Annotated in this window: 21 protein-coding genes; 15 read left to right on the forward strand and 6 right to left on the reverse strand. The window is 70.7% G+C overall.

Translation table 11 applies throughout. The features are described 5' to 3' along the window. The first annotated feature begins 249 nt into the window (after positions 1-249). The 6 genes from PBV52_RS43165 (at position 250) to PBV52_RS43190 (ending at position 7,750) form a co-directional block, all read left to right on the forward strand. Positions 250-1,032, forward strand: a complete 783-nt coding sequence (locus tag PBV52_RS43165; RefSeq protein WP_274246647.1) for a polysaccharide lyase family 7 protein — start codon at positions 250-252, stop codon at positions 1,030-1,032. A 97-nt stretch (positions 1,033-1,129) separates the two neighbouring features. Continuing rightward, positions 1,130-2,212, forward strand: a complete 1,083-nt coding sequence (locus PBV52_RS43170; RefSeq protein WP_274246649.1) for a serine/threonine-protein kinase — start codon at positions 1,130-1,132, stop codon at positions 2,210-2,212. Further along, positions 2,209-3,651, forward strand: a complete 1,443-nt coding sequence (locus PBV52_RS43175; protein WP_274246650.1) for a hypothetical protein — start codon at positions 2,209-2,211, stop codon at positions 3,649-3,651. The genes PBV52_RS43170 and PBV52_RS43175 overlap by 4 nt, the downstream gene beginning before the upstream one ends. Beyond that, a complete protein-coding gene (locus tag PBV52_RS43180; protein WP_274246652.1) occupies positions 3,648-4,172 on the forward strand; it encodes a hypothetical protein in 525 nt (174 codons plus the stop codon). Before PBV52_RS43175 ends, PBV52_RS43180 begins: the two co-directional genes overlap by 4 nt. A gap of 17 nt (positions 4,173-4,189) precedes the next feature. Then, on the forward strand, positions 4,190-6,688 hold the full coding sequence (locus PBV52_RS43185) for an Hsp70 family protein (RefSeq protein WP_274246654.1): 2,499 nt from the start codon (positions 4,190-4,192) through the stop codon (positions 6,686-6,688). Between the two features lie 39 nt (positions 6,689-6,727). Then, the gene (locus PBV52_RS43190) at positions 6,728-7,750 is read left to right on the forward strand and encodes a tetratricopeptide repeat protein (RefSeq protein ID WP_274246656.1); all 1,023 of its coding nucleotides are present in this window, start codon (positions 6,728-6,730) and stop codon (positions 7,748-7,750) included. 2 nt (positions 7,751-7,752) lie between these two features. Here PBV52_RS43190 and PBV52_RS43195 read toward each other — a convergent pair whose 3' ends face one another. From PBV52_RS43195 to PBV52_RS43215, 5 genes are all read right to left on the reverse strand, one after another. Beyond that, complete coding sequence (locus PBV52_RS43195; protein WP_274246658.1) at positions 7,753-8,715, reverse strand: ABC transporter permease; 963 nt, start codon at positions 8,713-8,715, stop codon at positions 7,753-7,755. Beyond that, positions 8,702-9,532, reverse strand: coding sequence for an ABC transporter ATP-binding protein (locus tag PBV52_RS43200; protein ID WP_373921977.1), 831 nt, complete (start codon positions 9,530-9,532; stop codon positions 8,702-8,704). Before PBV52_RS43200 ends, PBV52_RS43195 begins: the two co-directional genes overlap by 14 nt. Positions 9,533-9,547: 15 nt before the next feature. Next, positions 9,548-10,654, reverse strand: coding sequence for an ABC transporter substrate-binding protein (locus PBV52_RS43205; RefSeq protein WP_274246661.1), 1,107 nt, complete (start codon positions 10,652-10,654; stop codon positions 9,548-9,550). Positions 10,655-11,098: 444 nt separating this feature from the next. Beyond that, complete coding sequence (locus tag PBV52_RS43210; protein ID WP_274246663.1) at positions 11,099-13,066, reverse strand: FAD/NAD(P)-binding domain-containing protein; 1,968 nt, start codon at positions 13,064-13,066, stop codon at positions 11,099-11,101. Next, a complete protein-coding gene (locus PBV52_RS43215; RefSeq protein WP_274249930.1) occupies positions 13,063-14,061 on the reverse strand; it encodes an amino acid ABC transporter permease in 999 nt (332 codons plus the stop codon). The genes PBV52_RS43210 and PBV52_RS43215 overlap by 4 nt, the downstream gene beginning before the upstream one ends. 573 nt (positions 14,062-14,634) lie before the next feature. On the opposite strand from PBV52_RS43215, the gene PBV52_RS43220 reads away from it, so the two are divergent. The 7 genes from PBV52_RS43220 to PBV52_RS43250 are packed head-to-tail and all read left to right on the forward strand — an operon-like array spanning position 14,635 to position 21,308. Continuing rightward, entirely contained in the window at positions 14,635-15,762 is a 1,128-nt protein-coding gene (locus tag PBV52_RS43220; protein ID WP_274246665.1) for an LLM class flavin-dependent oxidoreductase, read from the forward strand. Further along, positions 15,759-16,274, forward strand: a complete 516-nt coding sequence (locus tag PBV52_RS43225; protein ID WP_274246666.1) for a GNAT family N-acetyltransferase — start codon at positions 15,759-15,761, stop codon at positions 16,272-16,274. The genes PBV52_RS43220 and PBV52_RS43225 overlap by 4 nt, the downstream gene beginning before the upstream one ends. Next, positions 16,271-17,227, forward strand: a complete 957-nt coding sequence (locus PBV52_RS43230; protein ID WP_274246668.1) for an ABC transporter substrate-binding protein — start codon at positions 16,271-16,273, stop codon at positions 17,225-17,227. Before PBV52_RS43225 ends, PBV52_RS43230 begins: the two co-directional genes overlap by 4 nt. A gap of 3 nt (positions 17,228-17,230) precedes the next feature. Further along, entirely contained in the window at positions 17,231-18,163 is a 933-nt protein-coding gene (locus PBV52_RS43235; RefSeq protein ID WP_274246670.1) for an amino acid ABC transporter permease, read from the forward strand. Then, on the forward strand, positions 18,160-18,924 hold the full coding sequence (locus tag PBV52_RS43240) for an amino acid ABC transporter ATP-binding protein (protein WP_274246672.1): 765 nt from the start codon (positions 18,160-18,162) through the stop codon (positions 18,922-18,924). Before PBV52_RS43235 ends, PBV52_RS43240 begins: the two co-directional genes overlap by 4 nt. A gap of 52 nt (positions 18,925-18,976) precedes the next feature. Next, positions 18,977-19,963, forward strand: coding sequence for an ABC transporter substrate-binding protein (locus PBV52_RS43245; protein WP_274246674.1), 987 nt, complete (start codon positions 18,977-18,979; stop codon positions 19,961-19,963). 55 nt (positions 19,964-20,018) lie between these two features. Beyond that, positions 20,019-21,308 carry a sulfite oxidase gene (locus PBV52_RS43250; RefSeq protein WP_274246676.1) on the forward strand — a complete coding sequence of 430 codons (1,290 nt, stop codon included), beginning with the start codon at positions 20,019-20,021 and terminating at the stop codon, positions 21,306-21,308. Positions 21,309-21,333: 25 nt separating this feature from the next. Here PBV52_RS43250 and PBV52_RS43255 read toward each other — a convergent pair whose 3' ends face one another. After that, positions 21,334-22,242 carry a LysR family transcriptional regulator gene (locus PBV52_RS43255; protein WP_274246678.1) on the reverse strand — a complete coding sequence of 303 codons (909 nt, stop codon included), beginning with the start codon at positions 22,240-22,242 and terminating at the stop codon, positions 21,334-21,336. A 137-nt stretch (positions 22,243-22,379) separates the two neighbouring features. Here PBV52_RS43255 and PBV52_RS51940 point away from each other — a divergent pair, with 137 nt between their 5' ends. Beyond that, entirely contained in the window at positions 22,380-22,460 is an 81-nt protein-coding gene (locus PBV52_RS51940) for a putative leader peptide (protein WP_351078001.1), read from the forward strand. A 199-nt stretch (positions 22,461-22,659) separates the two neighbouring features. Continuing rightward, complete coding sequence (gene sfnG / locus PBV52_RS43260) at positions 22,660-23,790, forward strand: dimethylsulfone monooxygenase SfnG (RefSeq protein WP_274246680.1); 1,131 nt, start codon at positions 22,660-22,662, stop codon at positions 23,788-23,790. Positions 23,791-23,801 lie beyond the last annotated feature (11 nt).

Below are 23,801 nucleotides of genomic sequence, written 5' to 3' on the forward strand. Positions count from 1 at the left end.
GGTCGAGTCCGGAACACGCACGGCCCAGGGCGTGCGCATGGATCGAACCTACTGCGTACGGCGGGCCGTACGCAGTGTCTACCCAGAGCCTTCATCAGTCGCACGCATGCGTAGAAGCGGCGGGATCGCGGATTGCCGGAAGGGGCCCTCGCGGAGTCCGGGAGGGGTCCCGTCAGCGGCGCCTACCGTACGCGTCGCCCCGAACCGCGCGCCCCGAACCGGGCGCCCCCGACAGAGAGGAAACCCTCCATGCCAGGCACCCGGACCCTCGTGCTGGCCGGCATCACCGCCGCTGTCTCGACCGCCACGTTCACCCTGTCCGCCCACGCCGGCCCTCCGACGCCGCACGCGCAGTCGGCCGCCCGGTGCGCGTACCCCGCCGACGTCCTCGACCTGACGGACTGGAAGCTGACGCTGCCCACCGGCGAGGACGAGGACCCCACCGAGATCACCCAACCCGAGCTGGCGACCTTCTCCGCCGACCCCTGGTTCCGGGCCGAAGCCGACTGCGACGCGATCCGCTTCCGGGCCGCCGTCAACGGCGTGACGACGGGAGGTTCCAGCTACCCGCGCGCCGAGCTGCGGGAGATGACCGACGGCGGCGAGGACGAAGCCGCCTGGTCCACCACGGACGGCACCCACACCCTGGTGGTCAGGGAGGCGTTCACGGCACTGCCCGCCGAACGGCCGTGGCTGGTCGGCGCGCAGGTCCACGGCGGGGACGACGACGTCACCGTCTTCCGCCTCGAAGGCAGCAGCCTCTACGTCACCGACGGCGACGACCGCCACCACCACCTCGTCACCGACGACTACGAGCTGGGCACCGAGTTCGAGGCCAGGTTCGTGGCGAAGGACGGGGAGATCGACGCGTACTACAACGGCCGGCTGCAGACCACGATCTCCCACGACGGCGACACCAACTACTTCAAGGCCGGTGCCTACACGCAGGCCAACTGCGACAACTCCGAGCCGTGCGCCGACGACAACTACGGCGAGGTCCGCATCTCCCGCATCAAGGTCACCCACTCCTGACCGGCGCAAGGCATGCGGACGGTGCCGGTTCCACGGGAGGGGTCCCGCGAGGTGCGTGGCACGGTGACGTCGACCTCAGGCACGGAAGGGGCGGAGGATGACGGGGGACACGACCGGCGCGGAGAGGGCACTGCTGGCCCGCGGACAGCGGATCAACTCGGCGCTGGTCGTGGACCGCAGGCTGGGGGAGGGCGCCTTCGCCGAGGTGTACCGGGTACGGCACCACATCCTCGGCTGGCAGGCGCTGAAGCTGTTCAAGCACGTGGCCTCGCTGGCGGCCACCTCCAGGATGTTCGACGAGGCCCGCATCCTCTCCACCCTGGGGCACCCCAACATCATCCGGGTGTTCGACGCGGGCACCGTGCAGACCTCCGAGGGGATACGCGGCTACATCACCATGGAGTACGTGGCGGGCGGCAGCCTGGAGCGGCTGATCGCCTCCCACTCCGGGGCCGTGCCGGTCGGCGAGGCCACGGCCGTGCTGCGGCAGGCCGCCGAAGGGCTCGCCGTCGCCCATGAACGCCAACACCCCATCGTCCACCGTGACTTGTCGCTGGCCAACGTGCTCATCACCTACGACGAGTCCGGGCTCAGGGTGAAGGTGAGCGACTTCGGGCTGGCCAAGGAGACCGACCCGGGCACGATGGCCGCCAGCGCTCAGGGGACGGTCGCCTACATGCCGCCGGAGGTGCTGCGTCGCGGCACGGGCTACTCGTGCGCCGGGGATGTGTGGGCGCTGGGCACCATCGCGTACTTCCTGCTCACCGACCACTTCCCGTACAACGGCGGCGATCCGGTGCAGTCCTTCTCCCTGGAGCGCTTCAACCACCCGCTGCCGCCGCCGAGCGCCTACAACGACGACGTGCGGCCCGAACTCGACCGGCTGGTCACGGACATGCTGCGGACCGACCCCGCCGGCCGGCCCGCCACGGCACGCGAGGTCGCCGAACGGGCCGAATCCCTGCGGCCCTCGACGGGGGCGCGACCGCCCCGGCACGGGCCGCAGGCCGTGGAGCGGTCCGTCGAGGAGCTGGTGCGGGCCGCCGTCGCGCTCTCCCGGATGCCGGGACGACTGACCGATGCCGCCAACCAGTTGGAAGAGGCCGTCAGCCGCCATCCCCGGCTCCGGGAACGGCACATGGCACGGCTGATGACGTGGCGCCGGGGGGTGGTCATGTGAACGGCCCGACGCACGAGGAACAGACCTACGAGCAACGGACCTACGAGCAGCGGGCGTACGGGCACTGGACGTACGGACAGCGGACGTATGGAGAGCGGATGGACAAGACGACTGCGGGTGACCGGACGGGTGAGCCGTCCGCGGCCCGAAGCGGCGCCGGAAAGCTGTCCCGCTTCGCGGACCTGGCCGGGGTGCGGCTGTACCGCGACAACGCCTTCGCGGTCACCGGGCTCCCGGCGACCGCGCGAGGACGTGCCGTACGGCAGCACAGACAGCGGTTGGAGGCCCGGCTCGCGGTCGAGGACAGCTGGCCGGGCGACCCGGACTCGCCGCTCGTGGGCGGGCACCGCAGGGACGAAGTCCGGGCCGCGTTCGAGGAGTTCCAGGATCCGCGAAGGCGGCTGGTCGACGAGCTGCTGTGGCGGTGGGGCGAGCCCGGCCCGGGGTGCGGCTGCCCTGCGTCCGTGCACGAGGAGCACGACGACGCGGTGCGCTTCCACGCCCTGGCCCTGGAGGCGGAGGCCGGACGGGGCCACGCCACCACGGAAGGGCGGGACACCCTCTGGCGGGGCGCGGCGAGCGGCTGGGGACTGCTGCTGGAGCGCCCGGAGCTGCGTCGGCACATCGCCCACCGGATCGCGGAACTGGACGATCCGCGGCTCGGCGCGCACACGGCGGACGACTTCCTCGCCGCGCTTCCCCGCCTGCTCGTCTCCCCGTTCCGGGAACTGGCCGCCGATCCGGAGTTCAGGCCGCGGCTCGCCCGGGTCTGCGCGGGCTGGGCGGAACACACCGCCTTCGCCGGGCTCTTCTCCGAACTGTTCGAGGAGACCGTGGAGGAGACGGTCGAGAAGATCACCGACGGTCTGCGGTCCGCGAGCGAGAAGAAGGACGCCGGGCTGTTCGGGGACGCCGTCCAGGTCGTGCGGCGGGAGGTCCTCCCCGCGTTCGAACGGCTGGGAGATTTCCGCGCGTTCGTCTCGGACTGGCAGTACGAGGACGTCGCCCACATCGTCGCGGTGGGCGTGGGCAACCTCGCGGTGGCAATGCTGGGCCACCACCAGCTCAACCGGCCGAGCCCCACCCAGATGAAGACGGTGGTCGAGCTGGCGGAGAAGGCGTACGAGATCGCCCCGGAACGCCATGTGAAGGCGTTCAAGGACAACTGGGACGTCATCTACGAGTGGTCCACCCGGACGGTCCCCCTGGGCGCGGCTCCGGGGGAGCCGGCGCAGAGCCTCACCGGCCTTGAATGGGTGGGGTGTTGGCTGATCGCCCTCGGGCTCGTCGGGCTGATCGTGCTGTGGACGATCGAGGGGTGGGAGGTCGCCTGGGGTGTCTTCCTGGTCCTGTGCGCGGTCGCCGGCGGCTTCCAGAAGCTCTCGGAATGGCAGGTGCGGTTCCGGGCGCACAGGGCCAGAAGGAGGTTCCACCGGTGACATTCCGAATCCGGGGGCGAGCGCACGAAGTACGTTCCTCGCTCGGCCAGTTGAAGCATCCACCCGAGTTCCGTATCCCCCGCCCGCTGCTGGCGCCCGACCAGGCCGACTGGGCCGCGGCCGTGCTCGCCGAGGTCGAGGCCGCAAAAGCCCTGGCACAGCGGCCCGGCGCCGGGACGGACGCGCTGCTCGGGGCCGCCATCGGTATCTGGCGCGCCCTGCGCAAGCTCGAGCAGGGAACCGGCCCGCTCTCGGCGGCCGACCTGCGGCAGGTGCGCCGCCAGGTCCACGCGAGCCGCCAGGCGCTCGTCGACGACGGGCTGGAGATCCAGGAACACGACGGCATGCCCTTCGACTCCGGCCAGTCCTTGGAGGCCCTGGTGTTCCAGGACGAGCCGGGACTGGACCGCGAGATCGTGCTGGAGACCGTACGGCCGTCGGTCTACTTCCGCGGCGAGCGGATCCAGATGGGCCAGGTCATCGTCGGCAGGCCCGCCCCCGAGCAGGCGCCCGGAACGTGACGACCAAGGAGACCACCATGCGCGAGACCATCGACTTCGGAATCGACCTCGGCACCACCAACAGCGCCATCGCGGTGGCGGAGGACGACGGCGTACGCGTCATCAAGAACAACGACGGCTGGGACTTCACGCCCTCCGCCGTGTGGATCCCCAAGGAGGGGGTGATCCACGTGGGCAGGCGGGCCCGGGAGCGCACGGAGAGCGATCCGGACAACGCCTACGCCGAGTTCAAGCTGGAGATGGGGGCGGCCGGCGCCCAGCGGCTCTTCGAGCGCGCGGGCACTTCGCTCACGCCCGAGGAGCTCTCCGCCGAGGTGCTCAAGTCCCTGCGTCAGGACGCCGCGCACGAGTACGGCCACCAGCCGGAGGCGGCCGTGATCACCGTGCCGGCCTCCTTCGCCCTGAACCAGAACAACGCGACCAGCTCGGCCGCCGCCCTCGCCGGGCTCGGCGAGCACTGCCCGCTGGTGCAGGAGCCGACCGCCGCCGCGATCGCCTACGGCGTGCAGGACGCCTCCGACTCCGCCCACTGGATGGTGTTCGACCTGGGCGGCGGCACCTTCGACGCGGCCCTGATGAGCAAGCGGGACGGCGAGCTGCAACTGCTCCAGCACGCGGGCGACCCGGGCCTGGGAGGAAAGTTCATCGACTGGGCCCTGGTCGACGACCTGCTGGCCCCCGCGGTCCGGCGGGACCTGGGCCTGGCGGACTTCGCCCGGAACAACCGCCGCTGGCGCAAGAACATCGCCAAGCTCAAGCTGGAGGCGGAGAACGCCAAGATCGCGCTGTCCCGCACCAGTTCGGTCGAGATCTCCGTCGACCTGGACGACGGCAGCGGCGGCATCGAGCCCTTCGAGTACGTCCTGACCCGCGGCGCCCTGGACGACCTGGCGCTGCCGTTCTACACCCGCGCCATCCGGCTCTGCCGCGACGCGCTGGCCGAGAGCTCTCTGCGCCCCGACCACGTCGACCGGCTGCTCCTGGTCGGCGGGGCGACCCTCAGCCCAGGGCTGCGCGAGCTTCTCGCCGACCCGGTCGAAGGGCCCGGTATGCCTCTCGACCACAGCCAGGACCCCACCACCGTGGTCGCGCGCGGCGCTGCCGTGTTCGCCCGCACGATCAGGCTGCCGAAGAAGCCGCAGAAGGCGGCGCCCGGCGAGTTCGCGATCGAACTCCACTATCCGCCGCAGTCCGTGGACACCACCGGCATCCCCGTCTCCGGCAAGGTCAGCAGCGGCAGCACCGTGGACTGGACGCGGTACACCGTCACCCTGAGCAACCCCAACGGCCGCCCGCCCTTCCGCGGCCCGCGCACCGAACTCGGCGCGGACGGCACCTTCTACACCGAGGTGGCCATCGATGCCGACACCAGGTCCCGCTTCACCGTGGAGCTCACCGACACCTCCGGCACCCGGCGGAACCTGGCCGGAGACTCCTTCTCCATCACCCACGCGGCCGTCGTCCCCGGCGACGCGGTGCTCACCGGCACCCTCGGCATCGGCAAGGCCGACGGCACCTTCGACCCGCTGCTGCGCAAGGGCACCACGCTGCCGGCCCAGGTGACCAAGCCGTACCGGACGACCATCCCGCTGCGCCGCACCCAGCCGGACGCCGTCATCCGCATCCCCCTGCTGGAGGGAGAGCGCAGGCGCGCCGACCGCAACAGCAGGGTCGGGCTCATCGAGATCCGCCCGCGCGACATCCGCATCGACCTGCCCGCCCAGAGCGAGGTCGAGGTGACGTTCGAGATCCAGGCGAGCAACCGCGAGGTCCTCGTCACTGCCGACATCCCCCTGCTGGAGCAGCAGTTCGAGGCGACGATCAACCGCTCCGAGCTGCTGGCACCCGAACACGACGAACTCGTGGACCGTCTGCACGACCTGGAAGAGCGGGTACGTATTCTGCAGGACCAGGCCGAGGACGTGTTCTCGGACCAGGCACGGGCGCAGTTGGAGGACCTCTCGGAGCAGCGGACCATCCCCCAGCTCCGCAAGGAGGTGGACGCGGCGGCCGTCGACACGGGCGCCGCCGTCACCAGCGATCGCCGCATCCGCGATGTGCAGGCCCAGCTCGACGACATCGAGGAGGCGATCGAGATCCCGGGGCTGCAACGCGAGTTGTGGGATCTGCTCAGTGCCTGTGAGGACGTCGTCGAGCAGGTCGGGGGCGGCCCGTCGGACCGGCGGGAGCTGCAGAACATGCGCGACCGCGCCCGATCACTCGGGGACGACGCCACCCCGGCGGACCTGCGGCGGCTCATCAAGCGGGCGGGGGAGTTCCACATCGAGCTGCTGCGCCGTACCGACCAGTGGGAGTACGTGGTCTTCCACGCGCTGGTCGAGATGCGCGACGAGATGTTCTCCCGCGCACAGGCGGACGCCGCGATCCTGGAGGGCCGGCGGGCCGTCGCCGCGGGCAACCGCCGGGCCCTCGCCGGCGTCAACGAGCGGCTGCGCCGACTGCTGCCGCCGGGGGCCGCGGACGAGGCCGAGCGGATGTCCGGCGGAATCAACTAGCCGGCGGATCAACCAGTCGGCGCAGACGAGGAGTTGACGGTGCCCACATCCCACATCCCGACGGGCGGCACAGGACCGGTGGAGACGGAATCCAGTGGTACGGCGTCCGCCGCCGACTCGCTCCGGGTCCAACTGCTCGTTTCGCGGGCCCGCGCGGCGGCCCGCTCCGGTGACCTGGACGGCGCCCTGCGGCTGCTGCACGACGGCGAAGATCCCGGCGCCGCCGGTCGTCCGGACGTACTCGACCTGCTCGCCCGGGTCCACGCCCAGCGAGGCGAGCTGGCCCAGGCGGCGGCGTGCTGGCGGAGAATCCAGGAGCGGGACCCCGAGGATCCGGCCGCGATGGCCGGGCTGGCGAGGATCGACCGGCTCGGCCGACGCGGCGCGCGGGCGGGGCTCGCCCGGCGCCGCGGTCGTACGGCACTGGCCGCCGCGGTCTGTGCGGTGGCCGCGATCACGGCGGGCACGGTCGCCCTCACGGACGGCCCCGCCGGGCGGCCGCAGCGGCCAGGCCCCTCGCGGGCCGACCTGGCGGAGCAACGTGCCCGGCAACTCGACGCCGAACACAGGGCGGAGGAGGCACGGGAACGCGCCGATGAGACGGCCCGCCGAGCGGAGGCGGCCGAGGCGCTGGCCCGCGCGCTGCGGGCACCGGGCATACACCCGGCGGTGCAAGGGGCTTCCGTGGAGGTCGTCTTCGCCGACGGGCTCTTCTCCGAGGGCGCCGAGCTGACCCCGCTCGGCGCCGATCGGCTGGCTGTGCTCGGCGGACGCCTGGCCGGGCGAAAGGTGAGCGTCGAGATCTACGGCCAGGCCGCCACCGTGCCCGGCGCCCCGCGCAGCGGCGGCTCCGTCCTCTCCCTGTGGCGCGCACTCATCGCAGCCCGGGAGCTGAGCGCCGCCGGCGGCAAGCCCCTCACCGCCTTCACCACGGCCAGCGCGGACCAGCGTGACGCGCCGTACGCGAGTGCCGCGAAGAACCGGACGGTCACGGTGGTGGTCACGCCCGGTCAGTCGATCCTTCGCTCAGCGGGTGACTCAGCGGGTGCCCTCAGCAGGTGACCTCAGCGGGTCACCAGCAACCCCCGCCCGCGCAGCACACGCCGCTCCAGCGGGCTGAAGATCAGCAGCTCGATCGCGATCCCGACGAGCAGGATCAGGAAGATGGCCAGGAACACCTGCGACATGCTGCTGTTGTTGCGGCCGTTCTCCAGCAGCTGGCCCAGGCCCACGCCCAGATCGGGATGGGAAGCGATGATCTCGGCGGCCATCAGCGAGCGCCAGGAGAAGGCCCAGCCCTGCTTCAGGCCCGCCAGGTAACCGGGCAGCGCGGCCGGCATCACGATGTACCGGGCTTCGCGCAGCCCGGTCGCGCCCAGGGTCCGCCCGGCGCGCAGGAACAGCGGGGGGATCTGGTCGATGCCCGCGACGAGGCCGTTGGCGATGGAGGGGACCGCGCCGAGCAGGATGACGGCGTACATCATCGAGTTGTTCAGGCCCAGCCAGAGCACGGCGGGCGCGACCCAGGCCACCGAGGGCAGGGACTGCAGGCCGGACAGGATGGGTCCGATGGCGGCGCGGACGAACTTCACGCGGGCGACCAGCAGTCCGAGGGGCGTGCCGATGGCGAGCGCCATGAGGAAGCCGAGCAGGCCGCGTGAGACGGACGTCCAGATGTAGTCGAAGAGCGTGCCCTGGAGCCAGGACTCGCGGACCTCGCCCCATACGTCGGACGGCGAGGGCAGCTTGTAGGCGGGGGCGGCCTCGGCCCACACCAGCAGCTGCCAGACCACCAGCACCAGCGCGATCGCGGTGACGGGCGGCAGCACCTTGCGGATCAGGGTCTCGCGCAGCGGCGTACGTCCGACCTGCACCGCGTCCAGGGCGTCGAGTCCGGCTTCCAGTCCCGCCAGATCGTTCGGGTCCCGCGGCTCACCGGCCGCTGTGGAGCCGTCCTTCTTGCCGTCCTTCTTGCCGTCGACCTTGCCGTCGACCTCGATGTCGACGCCGTTGTCAGTGCTGGCCATGGCGGCGGATCTCCCCACGCAGTTCTTCGGTGATCTCGACGGACAGCTCGGCGACCGCGCTGTCCTCGATGCGGCGCGGCTGCGGAATGCCGACCGTCCACTCCCGGGCGATACGGCCCGGGCGGGAGGACAGCAGCACGACGCGCTGGGCGAGGCGCACCGCCTCACGCACGTTGTGCGTCACGAACAGCACCGACAGCCCCGTCTCCCGCCAGATACGGGTCAGTTCGTCGTGCAGCACGTCACGGGTGATGGCGTCGAGCGCGGCGAACGGCTCGTCCATCAGCAGCAGTCGGCTGTCCTGGGCCAGGGCGCGGGCCAGCGCGACCCGCTGGCGCATACCGCCGGACAGCTCGTGCACCCGTTTGCCGTACGCGCCCTGCAGCCGGACGAGTTCGAGCAGCCGTTCCGCCTCGGGCCGGCGCTCAGCCTTCGCGACCCCGCGCAGCTTCAGCGCGAGCTCGATGTTCTTGCCCGCGGTCAGCCACGGGAACAGGGCGTGCTCCTGGAACATCAGGGCGGGCCGGCCGTCCGTGCCGATCGAGCCGGCGGACGGCCGGTCCAGCCCTGCGACCAGGTTGAGCAGCGTGGACTTGCCGCAGCCGGAGGCCCCCAGGAGGGTGACGAACTCGCCCGGAGCGACATCGAGCGTGATGTCGTCCAGCACGAGCTGTTGCCCGCCGCGTGTGCCCGGCACCGGGAAGGACTTCGAGACGTGCTCGATACGGGCGGCGTACGTCACCGCCGTGGCGTCCTGGGCGACCTCGGTGGTCGTGGCCGTCGGAGTGGCCATGGTCGTCACCTCCTGGGAACTCATCGGATGCGGTGGTCCTTACTTGACGCCGAGACCGGCGTCGTCGACCTCGTCCTTGCCGTCGGCCTTGAGGACCTTGTTGAGCGGTGCGAGGTCGTAGATGCCCTTCAGGTCGGGCTCCTCCAGCAGACCGGCCTTCACCGCGTGCGCCGCCTCGGTGTCGAGGGTGGCGGCCAACGGGTCGTCGAGGAAGGTGATCGACTTCCAGGCCGGGTCGATGACGTCGGCGGGCAGGGCCTTGCCGGAGAGCTCCTCCAGGGCCTTGTTCGCGGAGGCCTTGGCCTTCTCCGGGTTGGCGTTGATCCACTCGTTGGTCTTCACCGAACCGCGCAGCACGGCCTCGACGACGTCCGGGTGCTCCTTCAGGAAGTCCTGCCGGACGACGATGTTCGTGATCACGAACTTCTTGTCCGGCCACAGGTCGCCCTCGTCGAGGAGCACCTTGCCGCCCTCGGCGACCAGCTTGGACGCGGTCGGCTCCGGCACCCAGGCACCGTCGATCGAGCCGGACTTGTAGGCGTCCGGCGTGACCTTGTTGTCCGTGCGGACGACGGAGACGTCACCCTTGCCGCTCTCCGCGTCGACCTTCCAGCCCTGCTCGGAGATCCAGTTGAGCAGCGCGACGTCCTGCGTGTTGCCGAGCTGCGGCGTGGCGATCTTCTTGCCCTTGACGTCCTTCAGGGACTTGATCTTGTCCGGGTTGACGACGAGCTTCACGCCGCCGGAGGCGGAACCGCTGATGATGCGCAGGTTCTTGCCGGCCGCCTTGGTGTAGCCGTTGATGGCGGGCGAGGGGCCGATCCAGCCGATGTCGAGGTCGCCGGAGTTCAGCGCCTCGATCTCCGAGGGACCGGCGTTGTACGTCGAGGGCTCGATCTTGGTGCCGCCGAGTTCCTTCTGGAGCAGGCCCTCCTGGATGCCCACCAGAGCGGTGGCGTGCGTCAGGTTCGGGAAGTAGCCGATGTTCACTTCGTCGACGGAGAGCTTCTTGGCGTCCGCCGCGACCTCGGTCTGCTTGTTGCTGTCGGTCGACTCGGCGCCGTAGCCGCAGGCGGTCAGCAGCAGGGGAAGCGCCGTGATGGCGGCGAGGGTGCGCAGGGCGGTGAGCGGTCTTGCGGCAGACACAGAGGTGTCCTCTCGGGCGTGGTTGATCAGGGAGGTACGGCAAGAGGCAGAGCAAGAGGCAGAGCAAGAGGCAGAGCAAGAGGCAGAGCAAGAGGCAGAGCAAGGGGTACGGCACGAGTTGCGGCAAGGCAGGCGGTTCGGTGCCGTGGCCGATGAGCCTGCGGGAGCGCACAGGCACGCCACGAGCCGGCCGTCCGGGCGGGACGGTGGGGAGCGCGGTGGCGGCGTGGTGGTGCGGCCGGTACTGCGGACGGTCTCAGGCGGCGCGACAGATGGCGCTGGACGTACGGCCGAAGTCGATGTGGCGACGCGAGGTCAGGAGGGGGAGCAAGAGGTCTGTGTGGTTGCGCATGCGCATGGCCACCCCACCCCCACAGATTCCTAGTTTTCCTACCTGGTTGATGGGGATCGTGGCAGAAGTCGGCGCCCGCACCAAGGGGATGTTCATATGATGGACTCGGTCATCTCGCCTTCTGAGATGGGCGCCTCGGAGTCGAGGGTGCGCAGCAGTGCGCGGGCCACCGCGTCGTTCTGGCGGAAGGCCGGGGCGTTGGTACGAGGGCGGGCAAAAGCCGCGACGGCCCGGCTGTTGGTGGGGGCGCCGAGGGCGATGCGGCGGGGGTGCGTGTCGCCGAGGGACGGGTCGATGACGTGGGCGTTTGCGGGGGAGACGGCGAGCAGACCGGAGCGGTGGGTGTGGGTGGGGTCGGCGATGACCTCCTCGGTGAGGGCGCCGGCCCGGTGCAGGTCACGCAGGAGGGGGTCCTCGGTGCGGTCGAGGGAGGGGCCCGGAAGATACGCCTCGATCAGTGCGGTGGCGTGGACCGTGTGGCCGGGGACGGTGGGGCTGGTCGCGGTGAAGGTGCCGGTGGTCTCGTCGGTGCCGATCCGGACGCCGGCGCCCACGAAGTGGACGATCCCGGCCCGGGACAGGGCGAGGAGCTGACGCAGGCGCAAGCCCGGCGGGCCGGAGGCCAGGAAGCTGAAGAAACCGTGCCACCAGCCGTCGAGCTGCTCGGCGACGGACCGTGCCGTGAGCCGCCCCGCGGCGACCAGACGGGGCAGTTGCCCGTAGAGGGAGAGCAGGGCGAGGAACGCCCCGAGGTCGGCACTGAACTCCGGGTCCTCGCGACGGGCCACGTCCCGGGCGATGTGATCGCGCAGATGGTACTGGAAGTCGTCCGGCGTGGCGAAGGCGAGGCCGTCCAGGGGGTGGTCCAGGGTCTCGAAGTCCAGTCGGTCCGCCGGGTCGGGCACGGCCGTGGCGACGAGAGCGGCCATCTCGTCGGCGTACCAGTCCAGGCGGTCGAATGCGGCGACGAAGTCCGGCCAGGGCAGGGCGGTGCGCTCGGGGTGGGCGTGGAAGAGCTCGTGGTAGTGGGCGAAGCCGATCTCCTTGGCCATCAGCGGCCACACATCGCGCCGCAGGTCCAGCGGGCGGCCCTCGGCGAGCAGCGCGTCGACCGCTTCCGGGCCGAAGTGGCGCGGCAGCGGCGGCCGGGGGCCCTGGAGCTGGTAGCGAGTCTTCGAGTGGTACGGCACTCCCCGCCGCGATCCGACGTGGAGGACGGGCTCGCGGCCGGAGGGGAGGTAGGTGAGGGTGCCGTCGGCCTCGGTGCGGTAGGTGCCGCCGCGTCCCTCGGTGAGCATGGCCATCAGGTCGATGAAGGCGAGCCCGAAGCCGCGCAGCACGACGTGTTCGCCGGGTCGCAGCGCGGACAGGTCGGCGTCGGCGGAGAACTCCGGCGGGAGGTGGAAGCGGCCGTGACGGCGGGCGAAGGCGGCGTGGTCATGGTGCTCGGCGGCGGGGGTGGAGCCGATATGCCCCTGGGCGAGGACCACCAGGTCGGCGGTGAGCGGGGTGGCGCGGTCGGCCAGGTGCACCTGCTGCGGGCCGTCCGGGGGACCGGTGACGGCGGTCGCGGTGGTGCGGTGCCACTCGACGGTGACGCTGGGCGGCAGCTGGGCCAGCGTCCTGCGGAACACCCAGTCCAGGTAGGCGCTCTGGGCGCGGCGGGTGGGGAAGTCGCTCCCGGCCAGCGAGCGCAGTTCGGCGAGCACGTCGGGGTCGGCGGGCTCGGCATACGGGGTGTGGCGCGGGCCCCGGCCGGAGAACTGGGCGGCCCACTCGGCGAGCGAGGGGCCGGGCCGTACCGGGCCGTCGATGGTGGACGACTCGTCGGTGAACATGGTGACGTCCTCGGCCATGGAGTTCATCCGCAGCAGTGCGGACTGTTCGTGCCGCCAGACCCGCCCCGGCCCTGGCGGGTGCGGGTCCACCAGGTGGATGCGCAACTCCCTTGCCTCGTCCCACAGTTCGGGCGCGTTGGCCGCGATGCGCTCCAGCAGTCCGGTGGCGCGCGGTCCCGCGCCGACGACGACCAGGACGGCCGTGGAAGGGCTGCCGCTCACCGGTCACCACCGATCGCCGGGCGGGCGTCGGCGGCTGTTGCCGCGCTCAACCGGTGGCGGATGGATGTCAGCCGGCCGCGCAGTCGCTGAAGGGGCGTGGGCGGCAGGGCGCGGGAGTTGCCGCGGGCGTAATACCGCTCGACGTAGAACTGGCCCGCGCTGAGCACCGTCGTGACCGCGATGTACCAGAGGGTGGCGACCATCAGCAGCGGGATGACCTGGTAGGTCTGGTTGTAGATCAGCTGCACCGAGTACAGCAGGTCGTGCACGGCCAGCACGCTCACGATGCTGGTGCCCTTCAGGGTCCCGATCAGCATGTTCCCGGTGGTCGGCACGATGGAGCGCATGGCCTGCGGGACGACGACCCGGCGCAGGGTGCGGCGTCTGCTCAGCCCGAGTGCCTGGGCGGCCTCGGTCTGCCCGGAGTCCACGGAGAGGATGCCGCCGCGCACGACCTCCGCGGCGTAGGCGGTCTCGTGCAGGGTCAGGCCGATGACGGCGGTGAGGGTGGGGCCGAGCAGATTGACCGTCTTGACGGTGAGCAACTGCGGGCCGAACGGGATGCCGAGGCCGAGCGTCGGGTACAAGGCGCCGATGTTGAACCAGAACAGCAGCTGCACCAGCAGCGGCGTGGACCGGAAGATCCACACATAGCCCCAACTCAGCGTGCGCAGCACGGGGTTGGCGGAGAGCCGCATCACCGCCAGCACGGTGCCGAGCAGAAAGCCGAGCGCCATCACCACCGCGGTCAGCCACAGGGAGAGCAGCAGCCCGTCGAGCACGGCGGAGGTGGTGAAGTACTGGCCCACCACGGCCCACTGGAAGGCCTCGTTGCGGACCACGGAGTTGAGCACCATCGCGAAGAGCAGCAGAGCGAAGGCGGCGGTCAGCCACCGGCCGGCGTGCCGGCGCGGCACGATCCGGGGCGGGTCGACGCCGACCAGCGGGGGACTCTTCGTTGCGGGACCGGACGTGAGATCGGGCGACGTGACCATGGAGAGGCTCTCCGGGGGAGGGGAGGCGGGCGTGGGTGACCCCGGTGGCACTCGGTGCGGCCGGGGCTCGGTGTCGTCACGCTCGCCGCGTCCCTCAACGCGGCCGGAGAGGCTGCCGCGCAACGCGGAGCCGATCCGCCGTCGATCGTATGTGCCCATGCCGTCGATGTGCCAACAGCACGCCGACGGACGGCTGTCCAGGCGTTCCGGCATCCGGGAGCCGCTTGACGGAGAGCACGATGTCCTGCTCAATAGGTCGCATGACTGCCCAGCAGCGCTTGGTCACGCGCGATCACATCGACTTCGGTCGGGTGTGGTCCGCGGCGTGTCGCGCCTGACTCGGCAGCGGGCCCTCTGACCGGCCCTTCCCTCCCTCGGTGACCCCGTCGCGGGCCGAGTTCTCCTTTCGCGCGCTGCCGCACCACTGCCTTGCGTCCTCACCGACGCCCGGCGTCGTCACGCCCGTACCGAAACCGTCAGCTGTCGACTGACGGATCGTCATCCATGCCTGCACGCAAGGCAGTTCCGTCATGTCTGCCTGCTCGCGCGCGGCATTCCCGAAAGGTCATACCCATGCCCGTGGAGTTCCTCGGTATCGCCGCCACCAACGACGGCTCCGAAACCACGCCGCGCTCCGGCGCCGCGTTCGGCAAGGAGTACACACTCCGGCTCGCCCGGGCCCACGAGGACCACGGCTGGGACCGGGTGCTGTTCGCCTACGGCTCCGGATCGCCGGACCCCGCCCCGGCCGCCGCGTACATCGCGAGCCGGCTGGAGCGCCTGCAGATCCTGCTCGCCCACCGGCCCAACGTCTCCTACCCCACCTTCGCCGCCAAGACCTTCGCCACCCTCGACCAGATCAGCGAGGGCCGGCTGACCGTGCACTTCATCACCGGCGGCAACGACCACGAACAGGGGCGGGAGGGCGACACCCTCACCAAGGACGAGCGCTACGCCCGCACCCGCGAGTACATCCGGATCGTCAAGAAGATCTGGACCACCCACGAACCCTTCGACCACGAGGGCGAGCACTACCGCTTCCACGACTTCGTCAGCGACGTCTTCCCGGTCCAACAGCCCCGCCCGGGCGTCTCGTTCGGCGGCTCGTCGGCGGCCGCGTACGCCGCCGGAGGCGCCGAGGCCGACATCTACTGCCTGTGGGGCGAGCCCCTGGCGAAGACCGCCGAGCAGATCGAGACAGTGAAGGCCGCCGCCGCGGCCGCCGGCCGCACCGACGTGCCGCGCATCCAGGTCGCCTTCCGCCCGATCATCGCGCCCACCGAGGAACTGGCCTGGGAGAAGGCCCACCGCACGGTCGGTGCCATCCGGGAGCGGCGCGAGGCGGGACTCGTACGGCACCACCGCAGCGGCGCACCCGAAAACGCCGGGTCGCAGCGGCTGATCGCCATCGCCGAGGCGGGGGAGCGCTACGACCGTGCCCTGTGGACTCCGACCGCCGCCGCGACCGGTGGCGCGGGCAACTCCAACGCCCTGGTCGGCACGCCGGAGACGGTCGCCCAGGCGCTGCTCGACTACTACGACCTCGGCGTCGACATCCTCTCCGCGCGCGGCTACGACCTGCTGGGCGACGCCGTCGACTTCGGGCGGTACGTGATCCCGATCGTCCGCGAGGAGGTCGCCAAGCGCGATGCCGAGCGGGCGGTGCGCGGCACGCAGACCCTGGCGGCGGTGAACGGATGACCTCCGCACCGGAGTTGACGGTCATTCAGGTGACCGTCTCCGACCCCCGGGTCGAGCCCCTGCTGCGTGAACTCGGCCACGAGTACTCGACCCGCTACGGCAAGGACGCGCACGCCGAGATCTCCCGCTACCCGGACGAGGAGTTCACCGAACCGTACGGCGGTCTGCTCCTGTTGCTGCTGGAACGCGGCGAGCCCGTCGCGGGCGGCGCCTTCCGCCGGTACGACACGACCACGGCCGAGCTGAAGCGCATCTGGACGCACTCCGCCCACCGCAGACGCGGCCTCGCCCGACGTGTCGTCGCCGAGTTGGAGCGGGAGGCGAGCGAACGCGGTTACCGGCGGATCTACCTGACCACCGGGCCACGCCAGCCCGAGGCCCGCGGCCTGTATCTGGCCACCGGCTACACGCCGCTGTTCGACACGGAGGCCGACCCGGAGACCATCGGCCCGCTGCCGTTCGAGAAGCACCTCGCAGTCCCAGAACGCACGGGAAAGGTCCCCGACCAGTGAACCTCCGCACCATCAGAACCCACCTGCGCGGCGCCGCCGCCCTCGCCCTGCTGCCCCTGCTCGCGCTGACCGCCTGCGGCTCCGGCGACACCGGCGGCGCGGTAGCCGTGGGCGCCCAGGGCTCTCCCGCGCCGACCGACGACCCGGTCGCCGCCGTACGCAAGGTGGACTCCGTCGCCGCCCTGCTGCCCGCCGACGTACGCAAGGCGGGCACGCTACGGGTCGGCAGTTCGATCGGGTTCCCGCCCGGCGCGTACTACCCGAACGGCACGGACAAGGCGCCCGCGGGCCAGGACATCGACCTCGCCGACGCGGTGGCCAAGGTGCTCGGCGTGAAGCTGGAGCGCCAGGACGCCTCCTTCGAGACGATCCTGCCCGCCCTCGGCAGCGGCAAGTACGACTTCGGCACCGGCAACTTCGGCGTCACCAGCGAGCGCCTGAAGACCATCGACTTCGTCACCTACGTCAACGACGGCCAGGGTTTCGCCGTGAAGAAAGGCAACACCGCGCTCAAGTCGAAGGTCACCGACCTCACCGAGCTGTGCGGGCTGACCATCGGCACCGGCGCCGGAACCACCTTCGAGGCAACCCTCACCGCACAGAAGGGCGTGTGCGCCGAGGCGGGCAAGAAGCCGTACGACGTGAAGGTCTACTCGGAGAACGCGGCGACGCTGACCGCGCTCCAGCAAGGCCGGATCGACGTGATCATGTCGACGATCAACGGCCTGCGCTACCAGGCGGCCCAGCCCGCGGCGCAGACCACGTTCCTGGGCGAGTTCCACCGCCTCGACGTCGGCTTCGCCTTCAAGAAGGCCTCCCCGCTCACCAGGGCCTTCCAGGCGGCCGTCAACGAGCTGATCAAGAACGGCACTTACGCCAAGATCCTCGCCAAGTGGGGCACCTCCGCCTCCGCGATCGACGCGTCGCGGATCAACCCGCCCGAGCACAGGTGACCCATGAGCAGCGACACCATCACCGAACCGGTCACGCAACTGGCTGAAGAACAGACTGAGTTGAAGGTCGTACCGGCCCGCCACCACGCCCGCTGGGCCGCCGGCGTCGCCGTGCTCGTGCTGGTCGCCCAGTTCACGCACGGGCTGGCCACCAACCCCGTCTGGGAGTGGAACGTCTTCTGCGACTACGTCTTCTCCGAGACGATCGTCCAGGCGGTGTGGGTGACCCTCCAGCTCACCGCCTACGCCACCGTCCTCGGCTTCCTCCTCGGCACCGTGCTCGCCTTCATGCGGCTGTCGAGCAGCCCGGTGCTCTCGACCGTCGCCTGGACCTACATCTGGATCTTCCGGTCGATCCCGATGATCGTCCAGCTGGTGTTCTGGTTCAACCTCAGTGCACTGTACGAGGAGTTGGGCATCGGTATCCCCTTCGGCCCGGTGTTCTGGTCCGTCGACAGCAACGCCCTCATCGGCACCATCGGCGCCGCCCTCATCGGGCTGACCCTGCACCAGGCGGCGTACGCCGCGGAGATCGTCCGGGGCGGCGTCCTCTCCCTCGACCACGGGCAGCTGGAGGCGGCCGCGGCGCTGGGCATCCCCCGGCTCCGGCAGATCCGCCGGATCGTGCTGCCGCAGGCCATGCGCGCCATCCTGCCCACGGCCGGCAACGAGATCATCGGCCTGCTCAAGGGCACCTCGGTGGTCTACGTGATGTCCATCGGCGAGCTCTTCTACCAGGTCCAGGTGATCTACGGACGCAACGGCCGGGTGATCCCGCTGCTGCTGGTCGCCACCGCCTGGTACGTCGTCCTCACCTCCCTGCTGTCGGTCGCCCAGTACTACGTGGAGCGCCGCTACGCCCGCGGCGCCGACCGCACCCCGCCACCCACCCCGCTCCAGCGCGCCCGGCGCTTCGTGACGAAGGAGAGTTCATGAGTGCCGTCATGGTCGACGTCCACGGCGTCCACAAGAGCTTCGGACCCCTTCAGGTACTGCGCGGTGTCGACCTGTCGGTCCGGGCCGGCGAGGTCACCGTGATCCTCGGCCCGTCCGGCTCCGGGAAGTCCACGCTGCTGCGCACCATCAACCACCTGGAGAAGGTCAACCGCGGCTGGATCAGCATCGACGGCGAACTCGTCGGCTACCGCCGCGCCGGGAACAAGCTGCACGAGCTGAAGGAGAAGGACGTTCTGAAGCAGCGGACCAACATCGGGTTCGTCTTCCAGAACTTCAACCTCTTCCCGCATCTGACCGTCCTGGACAACCTCGTCGAGGCCCCCCTCTCCGCGCTGCGCCGCCCGCGCAAGGAGGCGGAGGAGACGGCCCGCCGGCTCCTCGACCGGGTCGGGCTCGCCGACAAGGCCGACGCCTACCCGCGTCAGCTCTCCGGCGGCCAGCAGCAGCGCGTGGCCATCGCCCGCGCGCTCGCCCTCGAACCGAAGGTGCTGCTCTTCGACGAGCCCACCTCCGCGCTGGACCCGGAGCTCGTCGGTGAAGTCCTCGACGTCATCAAGGACTTGGCCGGGACCGGCACCACCATGATCGTCGTGACCCATGAGATCGGCTTCGCCCGCGAGGTCGCCGACACCGTGGTGTTCATGGACGGCGGAGTCGTCGTGGAGCAGGGCCCGCCCGCGGCCGTCCTGGACAACCCGCAGCAGGAACGCACCCGCGCCTTCCTCTCCAAGGTCCTCTGACCGGCCCTCACCTCTGTCTCACCGCCCTGTTCCGCACGCAAGGAGAACGACCGTGACCCCCAGCCTCGCCCGCCGCCGCACCACCGCAGCCGCGCTCGGACTCGCCTCCGCCCTCGTCCTCGCCGCCTGCGCCAACCCCACCGACGGCGGCACCACCGAGGTCGCGGCCACCTCGGGCGCCAGGACGAGGATCAACCTCAGTCCCGACCAGGACCGCATCACCACCGGCAAGGTCGAGTCCATAGCCGCCGAGGTCCCGGAGAAGATCCGCAAGAGAGGCACCCTCGAACTCGTCGCCTCGTCCGGCTCCGCCGCACCGCTGACCTTCTACGCCACCGACAACAAGACCGTCATCGGCGTCGAGCCGGACCTCGCGTACCTGGTCGCCGACGTCCTCGACCTCAAGCCGCACATCAACACGGTGTCCTGGGAGAACATCTTCGTCGGCCTCGACAGCGCCAAGTACGACGCCGGTTTCAGCAACATCACCGTCACCGAGGAGCGCAAGGAGAAGTACGACTTCGCCACCTACCGTGAGGACAACCTGGCCTTCGAGGCGAAGAAGGGCAGCGGGCTGAAGGTGACCGGGCCCGCGGACGTGGCGGGCCGGACGGTCGCCGTGGGCAGCGGCACCAACCAGGAGAAGCTGCTGGTCGAGTGGAGCAAGGAGAACGAGAAGGCCGGCCGCAAGCCGGTGGACATCAAGTACTACCAGAACGACAGCGACACCTACCTGGCCCTCCAGTCCGGCCGCATCGACCTCTACCTGGGCCCCAACCCGACCGCCGCCTACCACGCGGCCACCACCGCGAAGACGGAGGTCGTCGGCACCTACTCCGGCGCCGGCGCCACCCTCCAAGGCCTCATCGCGGCCACCACCAAGAAGGACAGCGGCCTGGTCAAGCCGCTCGCCGACGCCCTCGACCACGTCATCGGGAACGGGACGTACGCGAAGGTGCTGCAACGCTGGGGGCTGTCCGACGAGGCCGTGACCAAGTCGGAGATCAACCCGCCCGGCCTGCCCAGGACCAACAAGTAGCCGGCCCTTCGCAGGCGCCCGTTCGTAGTCGCCCCTTCGTACAGGACACGAGGTCATGCCCGCATCCGCCCTGCCTTCACCGCATCCCGCATCCCGCCCCGACGAAACCGCCTACGACCGTCGCAGGCTGCGCCAGTGGCTCGCCGGGGAAGCCAGGGCGGACGGAGTCAGCCGCCGTCGGCTGCTCACCCTGCTCGCCGCGACGGCCGCCGCGACCGTGCTCCCCGCGCCGCGTCCGGCCCACGCGGCCGACACCCCGATCGTCAAACCGCTGCCGCCCGAGTGGTTCATCCAGCGCGGCACCAACGCCGAGACCCGCTGGGAAGCCCTGCACGGAACCGGCCACCACACCCCCAACAAGCTGTTCTTCGTGCGCAACCACACCACCACACCCGTCCTGGACGCCCACGACTGGCGGCTACGACTGTGGGGCAGCGGGCTGCGGGGCGCTCCCGGCGAGGGCCGGCCGGTGGAGTTCGGGTACGACGATCTGCGCGCCCTGCCCGCCGTCACCCGGACCGCGTTCGTCGAGTGCGCCGGAAACGGCCGCAGCTACTACACGACCCAGCAGGGAGACACGGTCACCGGCACCGCGTGGACGCTGGGCGCCGTCGGTGTCGCCCGCTGGCGCGGGGTGCCGCTGGCCGACGTGCTGCGCAGGGCCGGGCTGTCCCCCTACGCGGTGGACGTGCAGCCGCGGGGGCTGGATGCCGAGTACGTCAGCGGCGGTGAGAGCCTCGGCCGGGTGCGCCGTCCGCTGCCGCTGGCCAAGGCCCTGGGGGACGTGCTGCTCGCGTACGAGATGAACGGCGAGCCGTTGCCGTACGACCACGGGTATCCGGTGCGTGTGCTGGTGCCCTCGTGGGTGGGGATCGCGTCGATCAAGTGGGTCGGCGACATCGAGGTGTCCGCGCAGCCGCTGTTCTCGCCGTGGAACACCACCTTCTACCGGCTGTTCGGCCCCGCCCACCCGCAGGAGGGCAGCGCGCCGCTGACCCGGCAGACCATCAAGAGCGCCTTCGAGCTGGCGAGCGGCGCCACGTTCCCGGTGGGAGAGGGGCAGGTGCTGCACGGCCGGTCCTGGTCGGGCGCGGGAGGTGTCGCGCGGGTCGACGTCAGCACCGATGGCGGCGCGAGCTGGCGCAAGGCCCGACTGCACGACCGGCCCCGTGCCGACACCTGGACGCGCTGGTCCGTCACCTGGAAGCCCGACGCACCCGGTGCCACCCACCTCCTGGCCCGCGCCACCGACACGGCCGGTCGCCGCCAGCCGGACGCCGCCGTGCCCAACACGCAGGGCTATCTGTTCGACGCGGTGGTCCGGCATCCGGTGACCGTGATCTGATCAGGGCGCTTCACGAAGGGCCGCCTCACGAAGGGCCGCTGTACGCACGGGCGTTGCGCACGAACAGCTCGTGCAGATCGCGGACCGCCCGGGGTACCGAACAGGAAGGGCGGCTCTGCAGCACCAGCAGCACGTCGGTCGCGTCACCGGCGAGGGGCCGTACGGTGATCGCGCCCCGCCGCTCCAGCGGGTCGCCGATGACGCTGAAGTCGGGAAGCACCGTCGACCCCAGTCCCTCGGCGACCATCAGCTTGCCCATCTCGGCGCCGTCGGTGGAGTAGGAGAAGGACGGCGTACGGCCGTCGAGCAGCCGGTGCAGGAAACGGTGCATGACATAGCCGGACCGCATCACCACCAGTGGCTCGGCCAGGAGGCTGTCCGCGTCCACCGTGTCCAGGGCGGCCAGCGCACTGTCCGGACGTACGCACACCACCGGTCGGCCACGCAGGAGTTCGGTGGTCTCGAAGCCGGGCGGCATGTCGTCGCCCCCGAGGTAGTTGACCAGCCCCAGGTCGAACGCGCCCTCCAGGAGCCCGCGTTGGATCTCGGACTGCTGGGCGCCGACCAACTCGACCTGGGTGAGCGGGTGCGAGGCCCGGAACTCCCGCACGGTCGGGATGACCAGCGGGACGGTGGCCGTGTTCACCGTGCCGAGCCGGACCATGCGGCTGATGCGGTGCTGGTCGCCGGCCGCGCCGCGCAGCCGGTCGACCGCGTCCAGCACACGCATGATGTGCGGCAGCAGCTCCCGGCCCTCGTCGCTGATCTTCGCCCCGGACCGCTTGCGCTCCAGCAGATCCACGCCGAGTTCGCGCTCCAGATTGCGCACGGTCTCGCTGAGCGCCGGCTGGGACAGATGCAGTTCCTCGGCGGCGCGCCGCAGCGACCCCGATCGGGTGACGGCGGCGATGTATTCGAGCTGTTCGATACGCACGACAGGAGCGTGCCGCCCGCCGCGCACCGCGTTCAAGGGAAACCCTGTCACAACCTCGTGAATACCGACTCTCAGCATGTGGAATCACCTCCGGGCATTCTTGACCGCCCGGACTTCCCACTGCTTTGATCGATGACATGAAGCGACAGGACCTCACGCGGCGACGCCATGTCGACCTCGCGCGTGTCTCCAGCTCCTGCTGTCGCTGTCGGGTCTGACCCCACCAGCTCGGCCTCCGAGGGAAACCCTCGCACTCGTGCCGATCTCCCTTCACGCATTTCACTGCCGGCCGATTTCCGTGCTGATTTCGGCTTTCCCCGGGCCGGCGTTCCCGCACGCCTGAATCCCGATCACTGAACACATTTCCCTGTCACGCACGCGCCCTTTTCGCGTGCGCAGCCATGCCAGGAGTTCCCCATGCCCGTACCGCCCGGATCCGACCCCGTCCGCTTCGCCTACTGGGTGCCGAACGTCAGCGGCGGCCTGGTCACCAGCACCATCGAGCAGCGCACCGACTGGGGTTACGACTACAACCGCGAACTGGCCGTCCTCGCCGAGAACAACGGCTTCGACTACGCCCTCAGCCAGGTCCGCTACATGGCCAGCTACGGCGCGGAGTTCCAGCACGAGTCGACCAGCTTCAGCCTGGCCCTGCTCCTCGCCACCCAGCGCCTCAAGGCCATCGCCGCCGTCCACCCCGGCCTGTGGCACCCCGGCGTCCTGGCCAAGCTCGGCGCCACCGCCGACCACCTGTCGAACGGCCGCTTCGCGGTCAACGTCGTCAGCGGCTGGTTCAAGGGCGAGTTCACCGCGCTGGGCGAGCCGTGGCTGGAGCACGACGAGCGCTACCGCCGCTCGGAGGAGTTCATTCGCGCCCTGCGCCAGATCTGGACCGAGGACCACACCGAACTCGCCGGTGACTTCTACCGGTTGCGTGACTTCTCCCTCAAGCCCAAGCCCCTCAACACCGTCGAGCGCCCGCACCCGGAGATCTTCCAGGGCGGCAACTCCAGCGCCGCCCGCGCGATGGCGGGCCGGGTCTCCGACTGGTACTTCAGCAACGGCAAGGACTTCGACGGCGTCACCGAGCAGATCGCCGACGTCCGCGCCTCCGCCGCCCAAGTGGGCCGTACGGCACCGAAGTTCGGCCTCAACGGCTTCCTCATCGCCCGCGACACCGAGGCCGAGGCCCGCGACACGCTCCGCGAGATCGTCGCCAAGGCCAACACCGAGGCCGTCCACGGCTTCCGGGACGCCGTCCAGCAGGCCGGTCCGTCCACCGCCGACGGCAAGGGCATGTGGCAGGACTCCAGCTTCGAGGACCTCGTCCAGTACAACGACGGCTTCCGTACCGGCCTGATCGGCACCCCTGAGCAGATCGCCGAGCGGATCGTCGCCTACAAGCGGCTCGGCGTCGACCTCTTCCTCCTCGGCTTCCTGCACTACCTGGAGGAGGTCGAGTACTTCGGCAAGCGGGTGCTGCCCCTCGTACGCGAACTGGAGGCCCAGGAAGCCGAGTCCGAGCCCGTCGCCGCCGCCCGCGCCTGACCGCCGCCCGT

Origin of the sequence: Streptomyces sp. T12 (assembly GCF_028736035.1) — a bacterium.
Classification (GTDB): domain Bacteria; phylum Actinomycetota; class Actinomycetes; order Streptomycetales; family Streptomycetaceae; genus Streptomyces.